This window comes from Flavobacterium humidisoli, from assembly GCF_023272795.1.
Lineage (GTDB): Bacteria > Bacteroidota > Bacteroidia > Flavobacteriales > Flavobacteriaceae > Flavobacterium > Flavobacterium humidisoli.
This window is the reverse complement of the sequence record NZ_CP096829.1, coordinates 4,041,550-4,065,069: the sequence shown is the minus strand read 5'-3', so window position 1 is coordinate 4,065,069 and position 23,520 is coordinate 4,041,550. Positions and strand designations below refer to the sequence as shown.

The 23,520-nt window shown below is 32.4% G+C and carries 32 protein-coding genes; 10 read left to right on the top strand and 22 right to left on the bottom strand.

The window, feature by feature from the left end:
- The first annotated feature begins 118 nt into the window (after window positions 1–118).
- Window positions 119–700, top strand: a complete 582-nt coding sequence (locus tag M0M44_RS17545; protein ID WP_248726846.1) for an HD domain-containing protein — start codon at window positions 119–121, stop codon at window positions 698–700.
- Window positions 701–802: 102 nt separating this feature from the next.
- Here M0M44_RS17545 and M0M44_RS17540 read toward each other — a convergent pair whose 3' ends face one another.
- Entirely contained in the window at window positions 803–1,306 is a 504-nt protein-coding gene (locus tag M0M44_RS17540; protein WP_248726845.1) for an endonuclease V, read from the bottom strand.
- A 241-nt stretch (window positions 1,307–1,547) separates the two neighbouring features.
- On the opposite strand from M0M44_RS17540, the gene M0M44_RS17535 reads away from it, so the two are divergent.
- From M0M44_RS17535 to map, 7 genes are all read left to right on the top strand, one after another.
- Window positions 1,548–2,390: a chromate resistance protein ChrB domain-containing protein gene (locus M0M44_RS17535; RefSeq protein ID WP_248726844.1), complete on the top strand. Its 843-nt coding sequence runs from the start codon at window positions 1,548–1,550 to the stop codon at window positions 2,388–2,390.
- A gap of 83 nt (window positions 2,391–2,473) precedes the next feature.
- Window positions 2,474–2,971 carry a hypothetical protein gene (locus M0M44_RS17530; protein WP_248726843.1) on the top strand — a complete coding sequence of 166 codons (498 nt, stop codon included), beginning with the start codon at window positions 2,474–2,476 and terminating at the stop codon, window positions 2,969–2,971.
- 75 nt (window positions 2,972–3,046) lie between these two features.
- The gene (locus M0M44_RS17525; RefSeq protein WP_248726842.1) at window positions 3,047–3,442 is read left to right on the top strand and encodes a VOC family protein; all 396 of its coding nucleotides are present in this window, start codon (window positions 3,047–3,049) and stop codon (window positions 3,440–3,442) included.
- 99 nt (window positions 3,443–3,541) lie between these two features.
- Complete coding sequence (locus M0M44_RS17520; protein WP_248726841.1) at window positions 3,542–4,252, top strand: hypothetical protein; 711 nt, start codon at window positions 3,542–3,544, stop codon at window positions 4,250–4,252.
- Between the two features lie 97 nt (window positions 4,253–4,349).
- Window positions 4,350–4,919 (top strand): Crp/Fnr family transcriptional regulator, encoded by a 570-nt coding sequence (locus tag M0M44_RS17515; RefSeq protein WP_248726840.1) that lies wholly within the window; start codon window positions 4,350–4,352, stop codon window positions 4,917–4,919.
- Window positions 4,920–4,998: 79 nt separating this feature from the next.
- Window positions 4,999–5,736, top strand: coding sequence for an SDR family oxidoreductase (locus M0M44_RS17510; protein ID WP_248726839.1), 738 nt, complete (start codon window positions 4,999–5,001; stop codon window positions 5,734–5,736).
- 116 nt (window positions 5,737–5,852) lie between these two features.
- Window positions 5,853–6,617: a type I methionyl aminopeptidase gene (gene map, locus M0M44_RS17505; RefSeq protein WP_248726838.1), complete on the top strand. Its 765-nt coding sequence runs from the start codon at window positions 5,853–5,855 to the stop codon at window positions 6,615–6,617.
- A gap of 51 nt (window positions 6,618–6,668) precedes the next feature.
- On the opposite strand, the gene M0M44_RS17500 is transcribed toward map, so the two are convergent.
- Entirely contained in the window at window positions 6,669–7,088 is a 420-nt protein-coding gene (locus M0M44_RS17500) for a serine O-acetyltransferase (RefSeq protein WP_248726837.1), read from the bottom strand.
- Window positions 7,089–7,232: 144 nt separating this feature from the next.
- A complete protein-coding gene (locus M0M44_RS17495; RefSeq protein WP_248726836.1) occupies window positions 7,233–7,634 on the bottom strand; it encodes a VOC family protein in 402 nt (133 codons plus the stop codon).
- 132 nt (window positions 7,635–7,766) lie between these two features.
- Here M0M44_RS17495 and M0M44_RS17490 point away from each other — a divergent pair, with 132 nt between their 5' ends.
- Window positions 7,767–8,117: a DUF2200 domain-containing protein gene (locus M0M44_RS17490; protein ID WP_248726835.1), complete on the top strand. Its 351-nt coding sequence runs from the start codon at window positions 7,767–7,769 to the stop codon at window positions 8,115–8,117.
- A gap of 36 nt (window positions 8,118–8,153) precedes the next feature.
- On the opposite strand, the gene M0M44_RS17485 is transcribed toward M0M44_RS17490, so the two are convergent.
- From M0M44_RS17485 to M0M44_RS17410, 16 genes are all read right to left on the bottom strand, one after another.
- A complete protein-coding gene (locus tag M0M44_RS17485) occupies window positions 8,154–8,711 on the bottom strand; it encodes a DUF4256 domain-containing protein (RefSeq protein ID WP_248726834.1) in 558 nt (185 codons plus the stop codon).
- 12 nt (window positions 8,712–8,723) lie between these two features.
- The gene (locus M0M44_RS17480; protein ID WP_248726833.1) at window positions 8,724–9,101 is read right to left on the bottom strand and encodes a DoxX family protein; all 378 of its coding nucleotides are present in this window, start codon (window positions 9,099–9,101) and stop codon (window positions 8,724–8,726) included.
- A gap of 2 nt (window positions 9,102–9,103) precedes the next feature.
- Entirely contained in the window at window positions 9,104–9,571 is a 468-nt protein-coding gene (locus M0M44_RS17475) for an SRPBCC family protein (protein ID WP_248726832.1), read from the bottom strand.
- Window positions 9,572–9,574: 3 nt separating this feature from the next.
- The gene (locus M0M44_RS17470; RefSeq protein ID WP_008464153.1) at window positions 9,575–9,892 is read right to left on the bottom strand and encodes an ArsR/SmtB family transcription factor; all 318 of its coding nucleotides are present in this window, start codon (window positions 9,890–9,892) and stop codon (window positions 9,575–9,577) included.
- A gap of 126 nt (window positions 9,893–10,018) precedes the next feature.
- Window positions 10,019–11,071, bottom strand: coding sequence for a linear amide C-N hydrolase (locus M0M44_RS17465; protein ID WP_248726831.1), 1,053 nt, complete (start codon window positions 11,069–11,071; stop codon window positions 10,019–10,021).
- Between the two features lie 181 nt (window positions 11,072–11,252).
- Window positions 11,253–12,839 carry a ribosomal protection-like ABC-F family protein gene (abc-f, locus tag M0M44_RS17460; protein ID WP_248726830.1) on the bottom strand — a complete coding sequence of 529 codons (1,587 nt, stop codon included), beginning with the start codon at window positions 12,837–12,839 and terminating at the stop codon, window positions 11,253–11,255.
- A gap of 209 nt (window positions 12,840–13,048) precedes the next feature.
- The gene (locus M0M44_RS17455) at window positions 13,049–13,420 is read right to left on the bottom strand and encodes a hypothetical protein (RefSeq protein WP_248726829.1); all 372 of its coding nucleotides are present in this window, start codon (window positions 13,418–13,420) and stop codon (window positions 13,049–13,051) included.
- 215 nt (window positions 13,421–13,635) lie between these two features.
- Window positions 13,636–14,568: a transglutaminase-like domain-containing protein gene (locus M0M44_RS17450; protein WP_248726828.1), complete on the bottom strand. Its 933-nt coding sequence runs from the start codon at window positions 14,566–14,568 to the stop codon at window positions 13,636–13,638.
- 19 nt (window positions 14,569–14,587) lie between these two features.
- On the bottom strand, window positions 14,588–15,439 hold the full coding sequence (locus M0M44_RS17445) for a substrate-binding domain-containing protein (protein WP_095931231.1): 852 nt from the start codon (window positions 15,437–15,439) through the stop codon (window positions 14,588–14,590).
- A 62-nt stretch (window positions 15,440–15,501) separates the two neighbouring features.
- A complete protein-coding gene (locus M0M44_RS17440) occupies window positions 15,502–15,978 on the bottom strand; it encodes a DUF4265 domain-containing protein (protein ID WP_248726827.1) in 477 nt (158 codons plus the stop codon).
- Entirely contained in the window at window positions 15,978–16,370 is a 393-nt protein-coding gene (locus tag M0M44_RS17435) for a VOC family protein (protein ID WP_248726826.1), read from the bottom strand. Before M0M44_RS17435 ends, M0M44_RS17440 begins: the two co-directional genes overlap by 1 nt.
- Window positions 16,371–16,375: 5 nt before the next feature.
- Complete coding sequence (locus M0M44_RS17430; protein ID WP_248726825.1) at window positions 16,376–16,663, bottom strand: hypothetical protein; 288 nt, start codon at window positions 16,661–16,663, stop codon at window positions 16,376–16,378.
- The gene (locus M0M44_RS17425; RefSeq protein WP_248726824.1) at window positions 16,641–16,817 is read right to left on the bottom strand and encodes a hypothetical protein; all 177 of its coding nucleotides are present in this window, start codon (window positions 16,815–16,817) and stop codon (window positions 16,641–16,643) included. Before M0M44_RS17425 ends, M0M44_RS17430 begins: the two co-directional genes overlap by 23 nt.
- 11 nt (window positions 16,818–16,828) lie before the next feature.
- The gene (locus M0M44_RS17420; protein WP_248726823.1) at window positions 16,829–17,698 is read right to left on the bottom strand and encodes a nucleoside phosphorylase; all 870 of its coding nucleotides are present in this window, start codon (window positions 17,696–17,698) and stop codon (window positions 16,829–16,831) included.
- A gap of 122 nt (window positions 17,699–17,820) precedes the next feature.
- Window positions 17,821–18,153, bottom strand: coding sequence for a translation initiation factor (locus M0M44_RS17415; protein ID WP_057117964.1), 333 nt, complete (start codon window positions 18,151–18,153; stop codon window positions 17,821–17,823).
- A 112-nt stretch (window positions 18,154–18,265) separates the two neighbouring features.
- Window positions 18,266–19,216, bottom strand: coding sequence for an isopenicillin N synthase family dioxygenase (locus M0M44_RS17410; RefSeq protein WP_248726822.1), 951 nt, complete (start codon window positions 19,214–19,216; stop codon window positions 18,266–18,268).
- Window positions 19,217–19,406: 190 nt separating this feature from the next.
- Between M0M44_RS17410 and M0M44_RS17405 the strand changes: the two genes are divergently transcribed.
- On the top strand, window positions 19,407–21,383 hold the full coding sequence (locus M0M44_RS17405) for an alpha-ketoacid dehydrogenase subunit alpha/beta (RefSeq protein WP_248726821.1): 1,977 nt from the start codon (window positions 19,407–19,409) through the stop codon (window positions 21,381–21,383).
- A gap of 65 nt (window positions 21,384–21,448) precedes the next feature.
- Here the strand turns inward: M0M44_RS17405 and M0M44_RS17400 are convergent, their stop codons facing one another.
- The 3 genes from M0M44_RS17400 to M0M44_RS17390 form a co-directional block, all read right to left on the bottom strand.
- The gene (locus M0M44_RS17400; protein ID WP_248726820.1) at window positions 21,449–22,420 is read right to left on the bottom strand and encodes a quinone oxidoreductase family protein; all 972 of its coding nucleotides are present in this window, start codon (window positions 22,418–22,420) and stop codon (window positions 21,449–21,451) included.
- A gap of 77 nt (window positions 22,421–22,497) precedes the next feature.
- The gene (locus M0M44_RS17395) at window positions 22,498–23,073 is read right to left on the bottom strand and encodes a Crp/Fnr family transcriptional regulator (RefSeq protein ID WP_248726819.1); all 576 of its coding nucleotides are present in this window, start codon (window positions 23,071–23,073) and stop codon (window positions 22,498–22,500) included.
- 8 nt (window positions 23,074–23,081) lie between these two features.
- Complete coding sequence (locus M0M44_RS17390) at window positions 23,082–23,483, bottom strand: glyoxalase (protein ID WP_248726818.1); 402 nt, start codon at window positions 23,481–23,483, stop codon at window positions 23,082–23,084.
- Between the last annotated feature and the right edge of the window lie 37 nt (window positions 23,484–23,520).

Genomic DNA, 23,520 nt, shown 5'->3' with positions numbered 1-23,520 from the left:
ATTTTAATTTTCTTTATTACTATGCGAATATAAGCAAAATCTTATTCCTTAAAACTTTAATTAAAACATTGCAGATCTTTAGAAAAATCAATAAATTACATCAAATAAAAATTAAAATATGCAACAACAAAAAGACTGGTCAATAGATGAAATTCAGAATGTTTGGAAACTGGTTTCGAAACTTCATGACGGGCAAAAATATGGCGGATTTAATGAAGGTGAAAAAGTTGAATATCTGAATCATATCGGAGGTGTTGTTTTTGAGATTATAAATGCTGCGCGATTCACAGAAAACATGAATGTTGATTTGGCAATTAAATGTGCCATGCTTCATGATACCATAGAAGATACCGAAATGAAATATGAAAAAGTGATTGACTTATTTGGAAATAAGGTTGCTTCTGGAGTTCTTGCTTTAACTAAAGATGATAAAATTGGAGATTCTTCAGAAAAAATGATGGACAGTTTAAGAAGAATCAAACAACAGCCCATAGAAGTTTGGGCAGTTAAAATGGCCGACAGAATTTCAAATCTATACGAACCACCTTTTTATTGGAATGATGATAAAAAGCTAAAATATATTGCTGAAGCCGAAATTTTGCACAATGAACTAAAAGACGGAAACGAATATTTGGCAAACCGATTGAAACTTAAAATAAATGAATATCATCGGTTTCTGAGTTCGAATCAAGTAGTATAAATAAAACTCCTCAAGAAATTGAGGAGTTTTATAGAATTTCTTGAAACCCTTCAAAAGGACTCTTTTTATTTTCTTCCATATATTTTCTTTTAGATACTAATTTTACTCTTCCTTCGTCAATCTATCCAATTCTTTCAGCAAAGTTGGAAATCTAAATTCGCCAGCCATGCTTTCAACTTTTTTGTAAGCTTCATCCAAATCAATTCCGATAGAAGTGATGTACAGCGGTTTCTTGCTATCACCTCTGTAAAGCGCTTTTTTATTCTTTTCTATAGAAGCAAAATTCGTTTTGGCAACACCAATAATTGGAATTTCTTTATTCAGCTTTTCATATAAATAACCGCCTAAACCGTATTTGTTTTCATCGTTTAGATAAACAAAACCATCAACTACTATAACATCTATCGTCGACAAATCAATTTGTTTCAATAAGCTCAGAATACAAGGCAATTCTCTTTTGTAGAACTCTCCAGGTATATATTCTTCTACGTTATCTATTATTTCTGAATGAATTTTGAAGTTCTTATCTTCATTCCATTCCGCAAATTCAAGACAGATTGTTTTTGCTTTTTGGTCAAAATAATAGGTGTCAAAGGCTAAGATCATATGGGATTGTATGTTTATTTTATGTCAATTTTCTGCAATTCGGCATATATATTATTAAAAGACCAATCAACAGTTAGAATTCTTTTAAAGCGAATATAGAAAAAATCGTCACTTGGACTAGCAAATAAATTACTTAACTTAAATAAATGATCTATTAAATTTAAAATCAGGTTTTTGAAAAACACTAAATATAATGTAGCTTAGCTAAAATTAAAAAACATTCATCAAATAGTATTTTAAAATGAAATGGATTACCAGAGAGAGACCAAAAATAGACAGAATTGCCTGTCCTTGGCTGATTCGAAAATTTATCGATCCTGATTCTGAATTTATTTATGTTCCTTTTGATGACGTTATAACAAAGGCACAGGAACTTAAAGCCATTCCTTTTGATATTCCAAATGTTGAATTTACTCATTATAATGAGGAAAGCACTTTTGATTATATAGTCAAAAAATATGAAATTAAAGATCCTGCAATTAAGATTATTGCAGGGATTGTACGCGGAGCTGATACGGATAGGCATGATATTGCTAAAGAATCTGCGGGACTTTGGGCCATTTCTGCTGGATTGGCTTATAATATTACCAATGACTACGAGCTATTAGAAAAAGGAATGCTTTTGTATGATGCCCTATACAGCTGGGCAACACATTTATATCAGCAAAATCATTTGCAGAATAGTCCGTTTGAAAAACTATTGCATGAAGTTTATAATAAGTTTTTAAATGACAAAAAAATATCAGGCAAGACGCCGTCTTGGGTAAAGGATTTAAAAAATATAATTCAAGACCAAATTGATACTCAGTTTACTTTTGATTTAAAGAAAATCTCAAGCGAATTAGATTTGAATCCGTCGTATTTATCTAGAGAATTTTCAAAGCATTTTGAAGATTTGAATTTTGGCGAATATGTTAGAAAACTTCGAATTGAAAAAGCAATTCATCTTATCGAAAACTCCTCCAATACTTTAACAGAAATAGCTTATATAACGGGCTTTTCAGATCAAAGTCACTTTACGAGAATTTTCAAACTTCATACAGGAAAAAATCCTTCTTCCTACAGAAAAAAAACAAAAAAGTAAACTAGATACAAAAGGTAAATTGAGTTCTATTTTTTGAAAACGAATGCTTTTAGCTTTGTTTAGCTAATCAAAAACTAGAAACAATGTCATTTAAACAGATTTTATTTTTTACAGTAATGCTTAAAGGTTTTACATCTTTTTCTCAAACTACATATCCAAAAATAGTGGGATATTTTGGTATTATGCATCCAATAGTTACTTTTAATGAAGATGAAACTACAGTAAATTTTAGAGATTATTACGCTGTTGGTTTTCCTACTGGTATAAATATCTGGAAAAACGAAAAAATCGGGTTCTCATTTGAAGTCGTTCCCAACATAAAAGAGGATCAAGGAACTAGTAAAGTAACCAATTTGCTATTCCATCCAGGTGTTTTGGTCGCTTTAGGAAAAGGTTACACATTTGCTGGACGAGCTGCTTTTGAAAGTAGTGGTAGATATGGTTTTACGCCAGTTTTTAATAAAACAATTATAAAAAATACAAGTTGCAGTTATTACGTTGCTGTGCCATTGCCAGTTCGTTTTGGAAATGATCATCCTGCTAGTTTTACGGTAGGTTTTCAATTTGGAATTGCTTTTTAAGGTTTTTAAATAGAATTAAACTAATTGTTTGCCAAATTAATTGATTAATTTAGTTATCAATAAAAACTTAAGTTTATGAAAACTAAAATGATATGGGCCAACTTGGTTTCGAACGATATACAGAAAACAATTCAGTTTTATACTGCTCTTGGTTTTAAGCAAAACGGAAAAGAGACAAAGGAATTAGTCAGTTTTGTTTTTGGAGAAAATGATTTTGTAATTAATTTTTTCGCGCCAAAAAGATTAGAAAATGCTATAAGAGGAAAACTATCCAACACGACTGTAGATAACGAAATTATATTTTCTTTGTCTGCAAATAGTGTAGAAGAAGTGGATTTTTGGCATCAGAAAATAAAAGAAATAAACGGAACCGTTTTCTCGGAGCCTGAAAATTTTGAGGTCGGTTATACTTTTGGTTTTTCAGATCCAGATGGACATAAATTTAATTTTCTTTATTGGCCAGGAATGTAATGTTTAAAATTTAATTGTAAATCTTGCTTAAACCAGTATTTTCACTGTATAAATCAATCAGTAAGTTTTATTAAATTCGTTGTTTTAAAAAAATAATGAATGAAAAATAAAATCATTAGATTACGTGATCTATTAACAAGAAACAAAATTTTCTTTGAAGTTATAACTGCTACAGCTCTTACAATTACAGGTATTATTGTGTCTATCACAGCTAATAATATTGCTAAACAAGCTAATATAATAGCCAATAATGCTAATAAAATTTCTGAAGTTCAAACTAAAATTATGGAGAATGAAAATACTCCTAAAATTGAAATTCAGCGAAAAGATACTTATGTAGATCCTACGATGAATATATACATAACAGAATGGTATATTTATAATAATAACAGTAAAATATCAAAGTTTGAATTTGAAAAAGAGATATCATATCTTGTTTACGAAAAAACAAATAATGAAGTAATAAATATTCCAATAGTGAAATATTTTATTGATCAAGGAAAATCGATTTCTCAGAATGAAGGACTTATATACAAATTTGACAATAAACATAGCTATCAGCAAGAATCATTTTTACGTCATCAAATATCAAATCATGGAAATGTTTCAATAAAAAGTTATATTGAGATATCATATGAAAATATTTCTGGAAAAAAAGAAATAGGTTATTTTCAAATCCTTCCATTAATCCAGCGCATTGATGAGAAAGAATGGAAATCAATAGAAGCAAATTGGAGAGATCATAGTGATGATGCTATTGACATTCTAAAAGTTGAAAAAAACATTAATTTTTTAGAAAAACATAAATAACCAGAATCATTTTTAAATGAGTTTATAATTTAATTGCCTATATTCTTTTTTGCCATATGGCAAATTTTCGGTCAAAACTTATACTTAACTTTCGGGCATGGAAGAATTAGTTAATTATATATTGCAATTTGGCAATCTAAATCAGCAGCAGATTGATCTGATTTTAACGAAAGCCAAAGAAAAAGAAATCAAAAAAGAGGAATATTTTTCTGAAGCAGGAAAAATAGCCGCAGAAGTTGGTTTTATCATAGACGGAATAATGCGTGTTTGTTATTACAACAACAAAGGAGAAGAAATTACAAAATACTTTATTGACGAAAATAATCTGGTTGTAGACTTAGAAAGTTTTGACAATAATATTTGCTCGTCTGCTTATGTCCAAGCGGTTACAGATTGTAAAATCATTGTATTTTCTAAAGCTGAATGGCAAGAATTACTAGATACAATTGTAGGCTGGGACACGATTGTACATAAAATCATTTCGAAAGCATTAATTCAAAAAGTAGCGAGAAGAAGTCCGCTTGTTTCAGAAGATGCTACAACTCGTTATTTGTCATTTATGGAAATGTTTCCAAAAGTAATTAATAGAGTTCCGCTTTCGTATCTCGCTTCTTATCTAGGAATAACACAATCTTCTTTGAGTAGGATTAGAAAAAATATCCGTTAAAATCGCTTTTTGCCATATGGCAAATGTTTCTATTTTTTATCAACGCAACTTTGCTTCAGATAATTTTAAAACATAAAAAATGAAAATAGTATTAATTACAGGCGCAAATAGAAGCATTGGTTTAGAAACTGTTAAACAGCTTTCAAAGAAGGGATTATTTGTTTATTTAGGAACGCGTGATCTTGCAAAAGGAGAAGAAGTAGTAAAAAAATTGCATGAAAAAGGATTTCAAAACATTCAAGCCATTCAAATTGATGTTACAAATGCAGAAAGTGCTTTAGAAGCAAAAAACATCATTAAAAAAGAAAAAGGCAAATTGGACATCCTAATTAATAACGCTGGAATTCTAGGTGATATTCCGCAAGATCCTTCTACGACTTCTGTCAAAAACATTCAGAAGGTTTTTGATACGAATTTCTTCGGAGTAATAACCGTCACACAAACTTTTCTTGAATTATTGAAAAAATCAGACAGTCCGAGAATCAGTAACATAACATCCGGACTTGGTTCTCTTACTTTGCACAGCGATCCAACTTGGAAATATTATGCAATAAAAGCAGTTTCATACGTTTCTTCCAAAACGGCTTTAAATGCATTTACAGTTACTTTAGCTCATGAATTAAAAGAGTTGCCATTCAAAGTAAACTCAATTGATCCAGGCTACACCGCAACCGATTTTAACCATCATAGCGGACCAGGAAGCGTAGAAAGTGCTGCACGTTTTATTATAAAACATACTTTACTGGATGAAAATGGACCAACTGGAAAATTCTTCAGTAATGATATTGAAGACGAAAGTGAAGAAAGTCCTTGGTAAAAGCAGAAAACCTTCCATAGTCATTGATTTTGGAAGGTTTTAGCATTATAATAACGATTCATTCTACAGAAAAATAGTAAATTTACCCCTGTTATTAATTTTTAAGAAACAAAACAATGTCCATTACAACTGAAGCAGAATTAGCAGGAATGAAAAAAATAAGTGAGGCTGTAGCTTTTACTTTGAAAGAAATGAGAAAATTTGCCAGACCTGGGATATCTACAAAAGAACTAGACGATTATGGCGGACAAATTTTGAATGATTTAGGGGCAAAATCTGCGCCTTATCTAACTTATGGATTTCCTGGTTGGACTTGTATTAGTGTTGATAATGAATTTTGTCATGGAATTCCTTCTGAAAAAAGAATTTTGCAAGAAGGCGATTTAATTAATATAGACGTTTCTGCTGAATTAGACGGATTTTGGTCAGACAATGGAGGTTCATTTGTAATTGGTTCAGATGTAAACGAGCATCAAAAACTCGTCGATGCTTCAAAAGATATTTTGCATAAAGCGATTCACAATATAAAAGGCGGAGTTCGTATTTCTGATATTGGTTTTTTAATTGAAACAGAAGCAAAAAAACGCGGTTACAAAGTAATTAAAAACCTAACTGGACACGGAGTAGGGAGAAGTCTTCATGAAGCGCCGCATGAAATTGCTAATTACAGAGACCGTTTTAACCAAACAAGATTTAAGAAGAATTCTGTAGTAGCAATTGAAACTTTTATTTCTACCGCTTCTACTTATGCCCAAACCTTAAAAGATGGCTGGACAATGGTTGGAAATAAAGGAGGTTTTATGGCGCAACACGAACACACCATTGTTGTAACAGAAGGAAAGCCAATTATCTTGACAGAAATGAATGAAATTTGGAATTAAGAAAAAACATAACACAAAAGCTCCTTTAGAAATAAAGGAGCTTTTGTGTTTTTAAATAGATTTATTTTGTTTCTTAAATTGATTCACTAGATTTTTATTAGCTTCAATTATCTTATTTGGATGTATCATATTTGGGTTAAATATAAAATCGTAATTCATATCTTTTGGTTTAAACTTATTTACTCCAAAAGCTACACTATTGGGCGGAATGTCCTTTGTAATAATAGAACCAGCGCCAATAACAGAATTTTCTCCAATTACTATTGGACCCAAAATTTTAGCTCCGTCGGCAATTACAACATTTTTAGCAATAATAGGATTTCCAACATTTTCCCATTCTTTACTAATTCTATTATACTTCAAATTGGCTCCGATTGAAACGTTTTGAAAAATGACTACATTTTCGCAAATTTTAGAAGCAACAATTGTACACCCGCGTCCGTGATGCGCAAACAAAACACTTTTGTCCATTTCAGCGCAATTGATTTCACAGCAATACAGCTTTTCTAATAAATTAGAAGCAATTTTCCGTAAAAATTTACTCCCTGAATGGCAATTTATTTCAACCAGTGTATTAAACATATATTTTTTTATTCTTCAACAAACCATTAACAATTAAGCTGGTTCCCAAAGTTCAATTTTATTGCCTTCGGTATCCATTATATGAACAAATTTTCCATAATCATAAGTTTCGATGTCATCAAGAACAGTAACGCCGTTTGCTTTTAATTGCGTTACAAGTCCTTCGATATTTTGAACTCGATAATTGACCATAAAGTCTTTTTTCGATGGAGAAAAATATTCATCACCTTTCTTAAAAGGACACCATTGTGTTGATTCGATTTGATCTGGATTTCCAAGATTTCGAGATTCAAAACTTGCAGAACCCCATTCGTTTATTTCCAATCCTAAATTTTTAGCATACCAATCTTTTGTTTCTTTCGGATTGTCAAGAAAAAAGAAAATTCCGCCAATTCCTGTGACTTTTGGCGTAATTTCATTTGAATTATTTTCCATATAATTAGTTATTTAAGATTGTTTAATCAATAGCATTTTCAAGTCTAAGGTATTAAAAATATTCATTGCGTTTTCCTTTTTTATTCTTTTGATTTATCTTTACATCAAAGCTTTGCACTAAAACCGAGCATTATGAAAACGGAAAGAATTTACAAAATACTATTTTCTAGCGTATACCCTTTATATATTCAAAAAGTCGAAAAAAAGGGGAGAACGAAAGAAGAATTAAATATTGTAATTAAATGGCTTACAGGATATAGTGATGAGCAAATTAAAGCACAAATTGAAAAGAAAGTAGATTTTCAAACCTTCTTTGCTGAAGCTCCAAAAATCAATCCGAATGCATCCAAAATTACTGGAGTTATCTGTGGCTATCGAGTAGAGGAGATTGAAGATCCTTTAATTCAAAAGATGCGATATCTGGATAAATTGATTGATGAAATTGCTAAAGGCAAAAAAATGGAAAAGATTTTAAGAGAATAAAAAAAACCTTCAAAAGTACTTGAAGGTCTCTAATTTTTAAACTCTCAACAAACCGCGAAAACCTCTCGCGGCATAATAAGAATCAGCTCCATTATGATATACAAAAACAGTATTATATCTGAAATCGGAAAATATTGCACCTCCCAATTTTCTTATCTCTGGCGGAGTTAAAATCCAGCTCGAAGTTTTAGCGTCAAATTTCCCTAGCTTTTGCAATTCTTTATATTGCTCTTCGTTTAGAATCTCAATACCCATTTCTTGCGCCATATTAATAGCGCTGTCTGCGGGTTTATGTTCTTTTCTTTTTTCGAGTGCCTCATGATCGTAACAAATGCTTCTTCGGCCTTTAGGACTCTCGGCCGAACAGTCTACAAAAAGATATTCATCTGTTTTTTTATCATAACCCATAACATCTGGCTCACCTTCAGTTCTTTCCATTTCGTCAAGAGACCATAATTTTAAAGGATTTGCTTTTAATTTCGCTTCTATTTTTGCCCAATCCAGATTTTCATGTCGGCTTTTATTCTTCTCAAAGCGTTTTTCAAGAATGCTTAAAAGTTCTTCTTGCTCGTTTGCTGTCAATTGCTTTTTCATGATTTGAGTTTTTTAGTTAGAGCTGCATTTTCTATTTTCTGGTCTGAAATACCAGGAAACTACAGTTAAAAAAATTAATAATAAAGGTCCAAAAAGTGTTGAAGCATCTTCTTTTATAGCCAAATGCGAAACTACAGCTCCAGACATTGCAAAAAAGAAGCCTGCATATGCCCATTCTTTCAATAAACCAAATTTAGGAATCAAAATTGCGATAACACCCAAAAGTTTCCAAACTCCTAAAAGTGTTAAAAAATATAGAGGATAGCCTAAACGTTGTATCATTTCGGCTTCTTCTTTCATAGGTATAAGCTGTACAATACCTGTAGCCGTCATCCCTAAAGCCAGCCATAGTGTAGCAATCCAATAAATAATTTTATTACGTTTTGTCATGATTACTTTATTTTAGTTATAATTTCTTCTAGTCTGTTATGTGCCATATTCAAACCTTGAGCAAAAGGCAGTTTCAATTGCGTTGCTCTATGCTTGATTGATTTGTAAATAATCTGCATAGTTAATTTACTGGTATCATCTGTTAGTTTTTCGAACTCTAAAAATTCCAACTGAGGCGCAAAATTGATATTTTCCATTTCAAAAGTGCGTACTATCTTTTGGTTTGGAACAAAATCATGAATAACACCATTGGCTTTAAAAACAACATTTCCACTAGCATCACTTGTCTCAAACTGCCAACCGCCGTATTTTTTATTTTCGAGTCTCAATACTTTTGTTCCCATCCATTGTGCTACAATTTCAGGATCTTCATAAGCTTTAAACAATAATTCTACAGGCAAATCAAATTCTCTTGTAATTATAAGATCATGCTTGTCGTCTTCAGCATGAATTTTGGTTTTCTTTTCCATGGTTTATTTTTTGTAGTTTTTCATAATTGATTCTAACTTATTAAAACGATCATCCCACATTTTTCTAAAAGGTTCGATGAATTTGTCAATTTCTTTCATTTTTTCAGGATTTAAATGATAATAAATTTCTCTTCCGTTTTGGGTCTGATGCAATAATTCGCATTCGTTTAGAATTTGAATATGCTTTGAAATCGTCTGTCTTGACGAATTAAAATTCTCGGCAATTGCTCCAGGAGTCATTGCCTGAATGGCAACTAAACTTAAAATAGCTCTTCGAGTAGGATCGGCTATTGCTTGAAAAACGTCTCTTCTAATTTCCATTACGCAGTTATTTGACTGCAAATATAATGAAGTCATTTGACTGTGCAATATTTTTTATCATTTTTTTTCAAAAAGAAAACCTTCAAACTTTTCAATTTGAAGGTTTTACGCATACTTTTATCAAGATTAATCTAGACCAGCGAACTGAAAAGGCTTTGTTTCTTTGAAATTTAGAAGTGAATCGCCTGCATAATTTTCATTATTGTCGAGACTTAATTTCTTAATTTTTCCTTTTTCGCTAAAATCAATTTTACTGAATTCTACCCAAATAACATTCGGATTTAAAACATTGTCAAAATAATAAACCAAATTTTTCTGGTCGGCAACTGTTCTCCAGCGAGTAGAGGAGATATTAGGCTCAGTTTCAGACGAAATCCCCAGAGGAACAGAACAATTTCGAATTACACCAAAAACACTAGCCAAGGCTGTTCTTGTATTGTCTGTTTTTGGGATTGCATCAATATAATAGGAAGCTCGAACAAAGCGATCTGCTGCGCGATTCGTTCCAGGAAGCATGATAGTGCCTGGAATTCCTTTCCAATACGCATTGATCGCCAATTGCTGATCAAAAATCGGAGAGTTGGTCATTGTGACATACTTTCTATCATGATGAATAACCAGTTTGCCATTTATATATTCAAAAATGGCATTATCTCCACTAGAATCAGAAATAGATAAATGGACCGTAGCAAAAATATTGGTTCCTGGAATATGTGAAGAAGTAATCACAAAATCGTTTTTTTCTAATGCTGATACTGTTTCTGCAACTGTCGAAAAATTATCTAAAACATACTGAAGCCATAAAGAAACAGCCAAACCTTTCACTTTTCCATTTTTCTCAAATGCAGGATATTGCGATTCTACAAGCCACAAAAGATTGCCAACAAGTCCTTTTTCGTTCATTCCATCAGAAGAAGCAATATCCCAAGAGCTCGTAATGACGCTTCCGTATTTGGATTTCCATTTAATAGAACTAGTTCCAGCTTCTCCAGCTCTTTCAATTCCGCGAGGGAAAATCCATAAATTGGCAGGAATTTCTCCACGCCAATCCATTGAACGCGCCGTTATAATTGTTCCGTTTAAACCTTCGTAAACAACTCTTGTACAAGGGAGAACTGTTTCGGTAATTAATAAAGTAAATGCAAGTAGGACGGGAAAAATTCTGTTTTTTGGCTTCATAAAATTTTAGATTTTAATTAAACGTGCAATTTAAATTTATAAAAAAAACTTTATTTTTAAACAAATTGAACTTCGTCAGTTTTTACTGCAATTTACAAATTTTTTAATTTAATATTTTGAATATCAAATTAATACTAAAAGAAAAGCGTCAAGATAATGCTTGACGCTAATTGTTTTTATTTTATAGCAAAATACTTTTTTCGATATTAATTTGTTCCAAAAAAGACTGATCGTGCGAAATCACAATTAAAGTGCCTTGATATTCATTGATTGCTGCAGTAAGGATTTCGATATTCTGAATATCCAAATTGTTTGTTGGCTCATCTAGAATTATAATTTCTGGCGATTCGTTGCTAATTGTGAGGCAACAGAGCATTAAACGCATTCTTTCGCCACCACTTAACGCATTACAAGGTTTGTCCCAATCATTTCTAGAAAATAAAAAACGATTTAATCTCATCTTTATATCGTGTTCTTCCAAACCACAATCATTAAAAATCTGAGCTTGCTCGTAAATTTTCAAATTTTGGTTTAATAAAGAATAATCCTGATCAATGTAAATTGCTTTTTTAGCTAAAGAAGTAATTTGCCCTTTTGTTGGATGCAACTCGCCCAGAATAATTTTGATTAAAGTAGTTTTTCCTGAACCATTTAAGCCTTTTATTACCAAGCGATCACCAGACAGAATTTCAAAACTAATGTTTTCATTCCAAAGATCTTTCTCACCATAACTATAATTGATTTCTGAAGCTTTAAGAAGTGTTTTTCCTTTAAGAAAAGAAGTATCATTAAAACCAAATTTCATTTGATCTATAGTAGGAAGCGACGAGCGCAATTGCCTTAAATCTTCAGAAATACCATTTATTTTTTCAGCATGGACATCCTTGATTTTCGAACTGCTATTTTCAGCTTTATTTCGGAGTGTATTCATCATAATTCTGGCAACACCCGATTTTTCCTGTTTCTTTTTTCCTCTCGAATCTAATTTATTTTGGCGCTCGATACTTTCCCGTTCTTTTTCTTTGGCTTTTTTCAATGCCTTTTCTTTGCTCTGAACGCCTTGTTCTAAAGCATTATTCTCTACTTTTTTCTGTTCGATGTAAAAGTCATAACCACCACCATAGACCGAAATTTCATTTTTTGTCATTTCTAAAGTCTTATTCAGGATATTAAGCAAAGTTCTGTCGTGGCTAACAATTAAAATCGTGATTGCTGTCGATTTTATAAAATCATACAATAATGTTCTTCCCGCAAAATCTAAATGATTACTAGGTTCATCCAATAAAACCAAATCGGGTTCATGAATCATTATTCCGGCCAAAAAGACTTTTGTCTTTTGTCCGCCGCTTAAAGTTTCCATTTTCTGGTTCAAATCAACATCATGCAATTGCCAATAAGAGAGTGCTTCATTACAGCGCTCTTCAATTGTCCAGTCGTCATCCAATAATTGAAGATTTTCTTCGGTTACCACACCTTCAAGTATTTCTTTAAGTGAAGCTATTTTATCCTTTATTTGTAAAGCTTCAGCAATAGTCAAGTTGTTAAACTGACCCAATAATTGTGGAACAAAATAAGGTTTAGAATTCTGAATAATTTGCCCCGAAAAGGGTTGTAATTCTCCAGCAATAATTTTTAATAAAGTTGATTTTCCGACACCATTATTTCCGACCAAAGCAGTTTTGTCGTGATCGTTTAGTGTGAATCCAATGTTTTGAAACAGCATGTCTTTATTCTCATGCTGATAGGAGATATTTTGAAGAATAAGCATAATTCCTTTCTTTTATAGATAAATATTCTAGCAATCACAAAATCGTGATCGCTTACTAAATTTTCCTGAAAGAAATTGTTTTTCACATACAGCAATGCTTATTTAAGAAGTGCAAAGATATTTATTTTAGTTTTAAAAATAAAAAAAAAACCATTCTTTACAACTGTAGCAAATGGTTTTTTGTATCAAATTACAATGTAATTTGTATTCTAAATTTTATCAAATGTTAGTTTGGCTTCTTTGGTGTCTAAAATTAATTTATCATCTGTGATGGTGCTTTCACAAACATATGGCGTTCCAACTTCGTCTTTAATAACAAGTTTTTTACCTTTTTGGCTTAACGCGTAAGTTCCGTCCGTGATTTCACGAAGCAAATATCCAGTAACGTGCCCATCTTCAGTAAAAGTAAGCATACCATTGGTTAAAATTGCATTTTTTGTAGAATCAGAAACGGTTTCCTTTGGCTCTACAGCAGTAACTTTCCATGAATTCACAAGCTTGTCTCTTTTACGATGGCATGAAACAATTAATACAACGACAGCAATGGCAATTACGAGGGTAAATAATTTTGAGTTTTTCATGATTTTGTGATTAAAAGTTAAACAGGAAAAAGTTACAAAAAAAAATAACATTAAAATATTCGTAATCAAATATTTATAAAGATTTTTTTTACTTCTAAAAACGAATTGCTTTTAATAGAGAAAGTCTTTGTTTTTGGGAGTTTTACTGATAACCAGCCTTTTACAATTTAAAGATCAAAATCGTCTTAATTGGACAAAATGACTTTTAGAGATCGTTAATTAAGAGTCAAAGCTCCTAAAATTTCCTCATACATAAACGGGCCTCCAGGATAAGTGGCGGTGTAATCCAAATTCATCCAGACTTGTCCGCGCTCATCTATATGGTAGTGTAGTTTTTTACCGTAGCTTTCTTTTACAAAAAGAACATTTTTGATGAGATAATTGACTTTTTCCAGATCAATCATCGAACCGATTAAAATTTCAGGATAAATGTGTCCTTTAGTATGAATAAGGCGAGGAGTTCCGCCAATTGAACGCACAGCAGCAGCCATCAAAATAGAGTGATCATCGCAATCGCCTGAGAAATACTCAAGTGATTCGCTGGCGGTTGCGATATAATCACCTTCTTTTGGATCGTTTACATAATTCCATCTGCTGTTTATTTCTTTAAAAACAGCAAAACATTGAATTATAGTTCGATAATCTGAATAGCCTCTAATACCTTTAAAATGCTTTGTAGTTGCCATAATGGCAAAGTTTCGCACTTTAGGATTTTGATATTCAATAGCATTTACAATCTTTGATTTATTAGGAAATGGAAGCAGTTTTGCAACAATGATGTCTTGAGGATACGGATTGTCAGACATGGTGTAAATCATAGAATTGTAATCTTCTGAGATTTCGCTAAAACCATAATTTCCAATTACCGATCCGTAAAACAGAATCAACAAATAGACGGCGACGCATAAAATAATTATTGTTCTGAGGTACATCAGAAGAAAAAATATTACTGCAAAAACAAAAATAAAGATGAATACACGATCTAGATTGAATGCCCACTCTAAATCGATCAAATTTTGATGCAGTATGATAAAAATCGGTATTGTGATCAAAAGACTCAACAGCGAAATAATAATCCTATCCCACGGCGATTTCACCTGTAGTTTGGATTTTAAATGCGGTAAGTCAATTTTAGGGAATTTCATCATACGAATCAAAAAGCAGTATTTACAATGCTTTTACTGTTTCTACAAAAATACTTTTTTTATCAATAATTCCCAGATCAAATAATTGATTTTGAATTTTATTAAAAGATTTTTCTGTCAAATTTTTCTGTGACCATTGAGTCAGTTTCAACCATTCTTTAATATCCTCTGCTTTTTGATTAAACAGTTTAGATAATTTTTTGTCAATTTCTGGGATTTCTTTAAAATCAACTGTTGTTTTATTGATTATTTTAAGAATCGTTTCTACTGCTTTTGCATTCTTTTTTAAGAACTCATCTCGTCCTACAATAATAAATGAAGGCCAAGGAGTAGGGCAGTCGTCAATTCTTCTAAAAACACCTTTATCTACAAGCGGTTTAGTCATAAAACGTTCCCACATAAAATAATCGGCTTTTTTATTGGTCAAAGCATCAACAGCACCATCTATAGTATTTACAATTTCAAATTCGAGATCATCCATTTCCCAGCCTTGCTCATTTGCATTTACGTAAGCCATTAATTGTGATCCCGATCCTAATCTCGAAATAGCTGCTTTTTTGTTTTTAAGATCTTTCAACGTCTGAAAATCAGATTTTGCATCAACGTGAATTCCCCAAATTAAAGGAGATTGCACATAAACCTGAACAATTTTGCTCGGATTTCCAGCTGAAATATCTTTTAGAATTCCTTCGGTTAAAATAACAGCAAGATCTGTTTCTCCGTCTCGAAGCATTTGGCACATTTTCCCGGTTCCCTCGGGTACATTTGTCCATTGTAAATCGATGTTCTCTTCCTCAAATTCGCCGTTTTCGATACATAGATGCCACGGCAAATTGAAGTGTTCCGGAACACCCGCAATTTTGACAGTTTTCATTTATTTTAAGTTTAAGTTAAGTTGCTTGGTATGCGTATGCGTAATCTTATGATTAAATTTGGTTAGTTTTTTAATAAATCTGCTCTGTGCTTTTCTGAAAGACAAGGTTCTGCAAATTCGATAATGTCTTGAGATTCGTATTCGCTCAAAAGGCTTCTTACCAAAGAATAATCAATGTCTTTGGTTATTTCTGCTGCAAAAAAAGTTTCATTTAATCCTTCAGACAAGCAATTTAGCGCTTTTAATTTCTCCCGAATGATTTCTTTATCAAAACCTTTTTCTAAAACCGCAACTTGAATAATCGAGTTTCCAGAATTCTGAATCGTTTTTCTATGCATAAAACGTTCTTCGGTTTCGTCATATTCTGCATAAAAAATGTCATCCGTAGCAATTAAAGGCCCAAAGAAAGGAATATTATCCAATTTAAAAAGTCCTTTTTCTAGATCTACAATTTCTGCCCACATGGTTTCAGACACTACTTCATCTAGATAATCACTATAATATTTAAATAATATTTTTTTATGAGTTTCCTGTTCCATTATTCAATTTCGCTAATTACAGCTTTTAAAGGTGATATTACAATTCTATAACCATCTGGATCCTGAATCATTTTTCCGTTTTCATTCCAAAACGGATTCAGCGATGGTATAACTGCAATATTCTGTTGCGTTAATTTATTTACTAATTTTTCATAATCTGCAATAGTTTTAGGATATAATACCATTGCATCATCTTCATCAAAAGTGTGTTTGGCCGTGACTTTAGATTGAGTAAACTCAAAATGCCAGTCTAAACCTGGTTTTCCTATAAAGGCGCCATCATAATTATTATGATTTTCAAATCCGCCCAATCGTTCAAACCCAAGTATATCTACATAAAAATGCTCCATTTTCTCTAAATCATTCGTATGTCGCGCCACTCGTAAAAACATAAATTCTATGATTTTATTTGATTAATATGATGTTCTAAATGCTCTACATAATCGGTCATCAAAAACCTTAAATCAATCACGGATTCATCGCTCAAAATGATTTTATAATCTAAAGCATTTTCATCAACAGATTTCATGATTCTAACAATCTGGCTATTTATTGAAAACCACAACTGAGTGAGCTCCTTAATATCTGTTTTCTGATACTGATTTAAATTTACTAAATCGATCTGATTATACGGTCTATGACGATATGGTTTTTCTGAATAATTAATCTCTGTAAAAACGAACAAGATTATGGATTGCAGAATCTACCAAATGGCCTAAAACCTCTTTCTTGGACCATTTGCCTGGATTTTTTGCATCTAAAATTTCATTCTGTATTGTTGGAATATAATTTACATTCTCATTCAATAACTGCTCAAATTTAAGAATAACACTTTCCATCAAGCTCTTATTTAGTTTCCTGCCAATTTATTTAGTGTGTAAGCAATCAGTTCATCTACTGCTTTATACGGGTCTTCACTGAAAGTTCCGCTAGCACGATTTGCAATAATAGCATTAAGCGATAAAGCATTATGACCTAATAGAGCCGAAAGTCCGTAGATTGCCGCTGTTTCCATTTCTAAATTAGTGATTTTAGTTTCATTAAAACTAAAATTATCCATTTTGTTATTCAATTCTTCATCCTGAATATTCAAACGCAAAACTCTTCCTTGTGGGCCATAGAATCCGCCAGCAGTTGCCGTAATTCCTTTAAAAATTCGATCTGATTCTATTAGTTTTTCTAATTTTTCAGAACACTGCGTTACGTAAGGTTTTCCTTTTTTTGGATCCCAGTTCGTATGCGCTACAAATGCATCTTCAATTTCTGTAATCGAAACGTCGTCAATTAAGTAGGAGCGAAGCATATTATCTAATCCCAAACCAAATTTTGACATCACAAAGCTATCAACTGGGATATCTTCCTGCAAAGAGCCCGAAGTTCCAATTCTTATAATATTCAAAGAGGTCAATTTTTCTTTTGGCTGACGCGTTTTCAGATCAATATTCACTAACGCATCCAATTCGTTTAGCACAATATCAATATTATCAGGGCCAATTCCTGTAGAAACTACCGAAATTCTCTTTCCTTTATAAATACCTGTTTGGGTTTTAAATTCTCTTTTTTGAGCAGAATGTTCGATTGAATCGAAAAATTGAGTGATTTTTTCTACTCTATTTTGGTCACCAACAAAAATAATGTCGTGTGCTATATGTTCAGGACGAAGGTTTAAGTGGTAAACGCTTCCGTCTGGGTTTAGTATTAATTCTGATGATTGAATCATTTTTTTTATAAGTTGCTAAGTTTCTAAAAGGCTAATATTTTGGATTTTTTTGTTTCAAGTTTCATGCTTCAGGTTATTTGCAGAACTTGAAACTTTAAACGTGAAACTTTTAAACCAATAAGTTATCCGCCTACACGTTTGGTTTTGAATCCTTTTTCTTTTAGGATTGCCATGATTTTATCCCTATAATCGCCTTGAATTATAATCGAATCGTCTTTAAAAGTTCCTCCAACGCTTAATTTTGTTTTGATTTCTTTGGCCAAGATTTTAAAATCTTCATCTGAGCCTTCATAACCTTCAATTATAGTAGTTGGTTTTCCTTTTCTTTTTTCAAATTTACAAATCATTGGCTCTTTCTGAACATAAAGAACATGTTCCTGTTCTTCAACTTGCTCAGGTTCATTCGATTCTACGTGATCTGGAAATAAGTTTTTTAATTGATCTTTAAAGTCCATATTTTTTTATTCTAAAAATAAATTTCAAGCATAAAGATATTTAAAAATTAAATTCCAAACCCCAAGAAAAACTTGGAATTTGGAATTTTTAATTTTAAAAATTTATGTAAGTTTATTTTTTAATTAAACCTAATTCTACTAAACGTTCGTATAAGAACTCTCCAGCCGTAATATCTTCATATTTCTTAGGGTTTTCTTCATCAATACAATTTTCAAGACAATCCAAACGCATATCGCTTACTGGATGCATGAAAAATGGAATTGAATAACGTGAAGTTCCCCATAATTCTCTCGGCGGATTTACCACTTGATGAATTGTAGATTTTAATTTATTGTTGGTATGTCTTGACAACATATCACCAACATTAATAACCAATTCGTCATCTTCTGCAATAGCGTCAATCCATTCGCCATTATGGTTTTGAACCTGTAATCCTTTTCCTTGCGCTCCCATCAATAAAGTAATCAAATTGATATCTCCGTGAGCTGCAGCACGAATCGCATTTTCTGGCTCAGAAGTAATAGGAGGATAGTGGATTGGTCTCAAAATTGAGTTTCCTTCTTTTGCATAATTGTCAAAATAAAACTCATCAAGACCTAAATGTAAAGCCAAAGCTCTTAATACATAAACTCCGGTTTTCTCCAGTTTTTGATAGGCATCTTTACCCACTGCATTAAAACGAGGCAATTCAGTAACTTCTACGTTATCTGGATATTCTGAAGCCCATCTTGAATCTTTGTCAACGTATTGACCAAAATGCCAAAATTCTTTTAAATCTCCTTCTTTGCGTCCTTTAGCATGTTCTTTTCCAAAAGAAACATAACCTCTTTGTCCGCCGATTCCAGGAATTTCATATTTATGCTTAGTTTCTATTGGCAAGGCGAAAAAATTTCTAATTTCACCATAAAGTTCGTTTACCAATTGATCATCAAGGAAATGACCTTTTAAGGCAACGAAGCCAATGTTTTCAAATGCACTGCCGATTTCATTTACAAATTTTTGTTTACGTTTCGGGTCGTCCGAAAGGAAATCACGTAAGTCTACACTAGGAATGTTTTGCATACTTTACATTTTTTATTTTAAAAGATAAAAGGTGTCATAAGCACCTTTCGCTAACAAAGGTAGATAATATTTTAGAAAATAATCTTAAGCTCAGGCATTAAAAGCAGCTTTCTGATTAAAATTTTATACTATAATCCAATAAAATTGACGCAAATTGTTATATTTGAAACACAAAAAAACAAAAAATTTCATGATTTTTTACCGACAAAACCTTACAAATACTGAGTTATTAGATTTATATAAAAAGATATTAAAGCCAAGATTGATCGAGGAGAAGATGCTGATCCTGATACGACAAGGAAAAGTCTCTAAATGGTTTTCTGGAATAGGACAAGAAGCCATTGCGGTTGGTGTAACTGCCGTTTTAGATCAATCAGAATATATTCTTCCAATGCACCGAAATTTGGGTGTTTTTACGACAAGAGAGATTCCGCTACATCGTTTGTTCTCACAGTGGCAAGGAAAAGCAAATGGTTTTACCAAAGGGCGTGACAGAAGTTTTCACTTTGGAACGCAAGAGTACAATATTATTGGAATGATTTCGCATTTAGGTCCGCAGTTAGGAATTGCTGACGGAATTGCGCTTGCGAATAGACTTCAAGACAATAAAAAAATCACTGCAGTTTTTACTGGAGAAGGCGCTACAAGTGAAGGAGATTTTCACGAAGCTTTAAATATTGCAGCAGTTTGGAAATTGCCTGTAATGTTTATCATCGAAAATAATGGATACGGACTTTCAACTCCGACCAACGAACAATATGCTTGCGAAAACCTTGCTGACAAAGGAATTGGTTACGGAATTGAAAGCTGGATTATTGACGGAAATAATATTGTTGAAGTTTATAATAAATTGTCTCAGCTAAAAAAGGAAATGCAAGAAAATCCGCGTCCTATTTTGTTGGAATTTAAAACCTTTAGAATGCGTGGGCACGAAGAGGCGAGTGGAACCAAATATGTTCCTCAGGATTTAATGGATCAATGGGAATTGAGAGATCCTGTTACAAATTACAGAAAATATCTAACTGAAAACGGAATTTTAACTGCAGAACAAGACGAACAATTTCACGCTGAAATTAAAAAAGAAATCGATGAAAATTGGGCGATGGCAAATGCAGAACCTGAAATCGAGCCAACTTATAGTGGAGAGTTAGATGATGTTTACAAATCATTTCAATATGAAGAATATACGCATAATTCTGATTCAACCAATATCCGATTTATAGATGCCATACGCAATAGTTTGGAGCAATCTATGTGGCGTCATAAGAACTTAGTAATTATGGGTCAGGATATCGCCGAATATGGCGGAGCCTTTAAAATCACAGATGGCTTTGTGGATGCTTTTGGAAAAGGCAGAATACGAAATACCCCAATTTGCGAAAGTGCCATTGTTTCAACAGGAATGGGATTATCAATTAACGGTTATAAAGCAATTGTAGAAATGCAGTTTGCAGATTTTGTTTCAACTGGATTTAATCCAATTGTAAATTTATTAGCTAAATCTCATTATCGTTGGGGTGAAAATGCCGATGTTGTCGTTCGTATGCCTTGCGGCGGAGGAACTCAGGCAGGACCATTTCATTCGCAGACAAATGAAGCTTGGTTTACCAAAACTCCAGGTTTAAAAGTAGTCTATCCTGCATTTCCTTATGATGCAAAAGGGCTTCTAAATACCTCTATTAATGATCCAAATCCAGTTTTATTCTTCGAACATAAATTATTGTACAGAAGTATTTATCAAGATGTTCCAACAGACTATTACACTATTCCTTTAGGTAAAGCCGCATTGGTTAAAGAAGGAAATTCTGTTACGATTATTTCGTTTGGAGCACCTGTTCACTGGGCTTTAGACACTTTAGCAAAACATCCAGAAATTGATGCCGATTTAATTGATTTAAGAACTTTACAGCCTTTAGACACAGAAACAATCTTTGCTTCGGTAAAAAAGACCGGAAAAGCTATAATCTACCAAGAAGACACTATGTTTGGCGGAATTGCAAGTGATATTTCAGCTTTAATTATGGAAAATTGCTTCGAATATCTTGATGCTCCTGTAAAACGTGTAGCGAGTTTAGATTCTCCAATTCCTTTTACAAAAGCTTTAGAAGATCAATTTTTACCAAAAAATCGATTTGAAGAAGTTTTACTTGAGCTTTTAAGATATTAAAATAATGAGACTAAGATTCCGAGTTTAAAAAACTTAGAATCTTAGCATCTTAGAACCTTAGCACCTTAAATAAGAACTACTAATCGTTTTCCATCAGGAACTTCTGCATTCCACATTTTCTCAATATCTGATAAAGGAACGGTTTCAATATTTACTTTTAGTATATTTTTTGAAGCCAAAAGAAACATTTCAGGAAGTATTTCAGAAAACAACAATTTGACTTCTTCTTTTGTCCAGCTTCCTAAACCTGATCCTGACAACTGCAAATCAACACTTCTTAGAATTTGTGCAGATAATTGAATCGTATCTGCAGACATAGAACCAACAGAAACATATCTTGTTTTAGGTGTAAAATTTCCATTGCCTTTTAAAGCCGAAAGAATAAGTTCTGCCGAATGTCCCCACAAATAATCAATAACAATATCGATTGGAGTGTTTTGATTAATTTGTTTTAACTGATTAATAATAGATTCGTCATTTTGTTTTAGAGAAACAATCTCGTCAGCGCCTAATTCTAACAGATTTTGAAATGTCTTTTCGTTTCTGCCGGTAATGATTATTTTCTTTGCTCCATAATGTTTAGCAATTTGTATCGCCATTTGGCCGGTAAAACCTGTCGCTCCATTTATCAGAACCGTGTCACCAGATTTTATTCCAGCTCTAAAACGAAGCGCCATTGCCGAACCTGCAACTGCATTAGGCATTGTTGCGGCCATTGCATCATCAATTCCGTCAGGCAAAACAACCATTCTGTTCTTTTCAACTAACGCTTTTTCGGCGATTGTTCCCGAAATTCCACGAGCATACACTCTTGTTCCGTTTTCTAAAACGCCAACAGCATCACTTCCGACTATAAATCCGTTTTGAGTTTCTTTTTCCGCAGAATAATGATCTCCGCTTGCAATTGCTTTGTCTAAATTAGTAATAGCCACGGCTTTTACTGAAATCAAAACTTCATTTTCATTTGATGCAATTGGTTCTTGAAATTCTGCATATTTTGGCAATTCGCCTTTTTTATAAACTACTGCTGCTTTCATAATTATTAAATTTTATGAAGCAAAATTAGAAAGCCGTTATCTGGCAGACGATAACATTTGTTATCAAATGAAAAGAGTTATTTATTTTGAAGCAGTTTACTTTTTATTCGGCTTAAATGAACCGTACTCACACCCAAATAAGATGCAATATAATGTTGCGGAACTCTCTGCACAATTTGAGGTTTTTCTTCAATTAAACTAAGATAACGCTGGGCAGGAGAATCTTTTAGAAATGAGAAAAAATGTTTCATATAATCAAATGTTCTTTGAAAAAGCATATCAATTAATCGATCTCTCAGTTCTGGAATTTCCTTTATTTCTTCAATTATTGTATCAACATGTTCTTTATGAATCCACCATAAAACAGAAGGTTCTATTGTTTCTATAAAAACTGGGCTTGGAAATCTTTTCATGAAACTTTCAATAGAAGAAACGCTTTGATTTTCGAAAAAGAACTGAGAAGTCAGATCTTTTCCGTTATGATTGAACCACACGCGAATACAGCCCTTTTCGATGATAAAAAGCTTTTTGGAAACTTCGCCTTCTTCTAAAAGGGTGGTTTTGGCAGGAACTTCAATTCGATTGAAATAACCGACATATTCGTTCCACTTTTCATCAGTTATTGGGAATTTGTTTCGGAATTGGCTGAACATTTTTAATTCTAATTTGATTCCACTTCAAACAATTGCACCTGATTTTTCAATCGGTCAATCAATAAATTCATCATTCTCTTATTCAAATCAGAAGAATTTTGAATGTAAGTATTATATTCTTCCACAGTAAAAAGTGCCATTACAATTCCTTTTAAAGAATTCCTGAACTTAATGTCTTTTTGAATGGAGTTTTCGATGGTCTGAAGTTTCTTTTCAACCGAGTAAGAATAAAAATCTGGTTTGTTTTTGTTTACATAATTGATAAAAACGGCGATAAATAAGTCATTTTGAAGTTTTAAAATTGGCCTGATGGTCTGGTTTTGAAAGATCTCATCTGCCGAAGATTGAGCACTTACGGTTCCTAAAGTTTCGCCTCTGAATTCTTTTAAAAAAGTGTCTCTATCGTCCATGTTTTTTTCTTTTTAGTTTTATTTAAAGTTAACGAAA

What these genes read in the sequence shown, in the direction of transcription:
- M0M44_RS17545 (WP_248726846.1), top strand. Translation starts at nt 119, where the DNA reads ATGCAACAACAAAAAGACTGGTCAATAGATGAAATTCAGAATGTTTGG.
- M0M44_RS17530 (WP_248726843.1), top strand. Translation starts at nt 2,474, where the DNA reads ATGTCATTTAAACAGATTTTATTTTTTACAGTAATGCTTAAAGGTTTT.
- M0M44_RS17485 (WP_248726834.1), bottom strand. Translation starts at nt 8,711, where the DNA reads ATGAAAAAGCAATTGACAGCAAACGAGCAAGAAGAACTTTTAAGCATT.
- M0M44_RS17395 (WP_248726819.1), bottom strand. Translation starts at nt 23,073, where the DNA reads ATGTTCAGCCAATTCCGAAACAAATTCCCAATAACTGATGAAAAGTGG.
- M0M44_RS17510 (WP_248726839.1), top strand. Translation starts at nt 4,999, where the DNA reads ATGAAAATAGTATTAATTACAGGCGCAAATAGAAGCATTGGTTTAGAA.
- M0M44_RS17445 (WP_095931231.1), bottom strand. Translation starts at nt 15,439, where the DNA reads ATGAAAACTGTCAAAATTGCGGGTGTTCCGGAACACTTCAATTTGCCG.
- M0M44_RS17410 (WP_248726822.1), bottom strand. Translation starts at nt 19,216, where the DNA reads ATGCAAAACATTCCTAGTGTAGACTTACGTGATTTCCTTTCGGACGAC.
- M0M44_RS17450 (WP_248726828.1), bottom strand. Translation starts at nt 14,568, where the DNA reads ATGATGAAATTCCCTAAAATTGACTTACCGCATTTAAAATCCAAACTA.
- M0M44_RS17495 (WP_248726836.1), bottom strand. Translation starts at nt 7,634, where the DNA reads ATGGAAAATAATTCAAATGAAATTACGCCAAAAGTCACAGGAATTGGC.
- M0M44_RS17525 (WP_248726842.1), top strand. Translation starts at nt 3,047, where the DNA reads ATGAAAACTAAAATGATATGGGCCAACTTGGTTTCGAACGATATACAG.
- M0M44_RS17515 (WP_248726840.1), top strand. Translation starts at nt 4,350, where the DNA reads ATGGAAGAATTAGTTAATTATATATTGCAATTTGGCAATCTAAATCAG.
- M0M44_RS17475 (WP_248726832.1), bottom strand. Translation starts at nt 9,571, where the DNA reads ATGGAAAAGAAAACCAAAATTCATGCTGAAGACGACAAGCATGATCTT.
- M0M44_RS17490 (WP_248726835.1), top strand. Translation starts at nt 7,767, where the DNA reads ATGAAAACGGAAAGAATTTACAAAATACTATTTTCTAGCGTATACCCT.
- M0M44_RS17420 (WP_248726823.1), bottom strand. Translation starts at nt 17,698, where the DNA reads ATGATTCAATCATCAGAATTAATACTAAACCCAGACGGAAGCGTTTAC.
- M0M44_RS17520 (WP_248726841.1), top strand. Translation starts at nt 3,542, where the DNA reads ATGAAAAATAAAATCATTAGATTACGTGATCTATTAACAAGAAACAAA.
- M0M44_RS17390 (WP_248726818.1), bottom strand. Translation starts at nt 23,483, where the DNA reads ATGGACGATAGAGACACTTTTTTAAAAGAATTCAGAGGCGAAACTTTA.
- M0M44_RS17440 (WP_248726827.1), bottom strand. Translation starts at nt 15,978, where the DNA reads ATGGAACAGGAAACTCATAAAAAAATATTATTTAAATATTATAGTGAT.
- M0M44_RS17400 (WP_248726820.1), bottom strand. Translation starts at nt 22,420, where the DNA reads ATGAAAGCAGCAGTAGTTTATAAAAAAGGCGAATTGCCAAAATATGCA.
- M0M44_RS17415 (WP_057117964.1), bottom strand. Translation starts at nt 18,153, where the DNA reads ATGGACTTTAAAGATCAATTAAAAAACTTATTTCCAGATCACGTAGAA.
- M0M44_RS17405 (WP_248726821.1), top strand. Translation starts at nt 19,407, where the DNA reads ATGATTTTTTACCGACAAAACCTTACAAATACTGAGTTATTAGATTTA.
- abc-f (WP_248726830.1), bottom strand. Translation starts at nt 12,839, where the DNA reads ATGCTTATTCTTCAAAATATCTCCTATCAGCATGAGAATAAAGACATG.
- M0M44_RS17500 (WP_248726837.1), bottom strand. Translation starts at nt 7,088, where the DNA reads ATGGACAAAAGTGTTTTGTTTGCGCATCACGGACGCGGGTGTACAATT.
- M0M44_RS17535 (WP_248726844.1), top strand. Translation starts at nt 1,548, where the DNA reads ATGAAATGGATTACCAGAGAGAGACCAAAAATAGACAGAATTGCCTGT.
- M0M44_RS17470 (WP_008464153.1), bottom strand. Translation starts at nt 9,892, where the DNA reads ATGGAAATTAGAAGAGACGTTTTTCAAGCAATAGCCGATCCTACTCGA.
- M0M44_RS17540 (WP_248726845.1), bottom strand. Translation starts at nt 1,306, where the DNA reads ATGATCTTAGCCTTTGACACCTATTATTTTGACCAAAAAGCAAAAACA.
- M0M44_RS17480 (WP_248726833.1), bottom strand. Translation starts at nt 9,101, where the DNA reads ATGACAAAACGTAATAAAATTATTTATTGGATTGCTACACTATGGCTG.
- M0M44_RS17455 (WP_248726829.1), bottom strand. Translation starts at nt 13,420, where the DNA reads ATGAAAAACTCAAAATTATTTACCCTCGTAATTGCCATTGCTGTCGTT.
- M0M44_RS17425 (WP_248726824.1), bottom strand. Translation starts at nt 16,817, where the DNA reads ATGGAAAGTGTTATTCTTAAATTTGAGCAGTTATTGAATGAGAATGTA.
- M0M44_RS17465 (WP_248726831.1), bottom strand. Translation starts at nt 11,071, where the DNA reads ATGAAGCCAAAAAACAGAATTTTTCCCGTCCTACTTGCATTTACTTTA.
- M0M44_RS17435 (WP_248726826.1), bottom strand. Translation starts at nt 16,370, where the DNA reads ATGTTTTTACGAGTGGCGCGACATACGAATGATTTAGAGAAAATGGAG.
- map (WP_248726838.1), top strand. Translation starts at nt 5,853, where the DNA reads ATGTCCATTACAACTGAAGCAGAATTAGCAGGAATGAAAAAAATAAGT.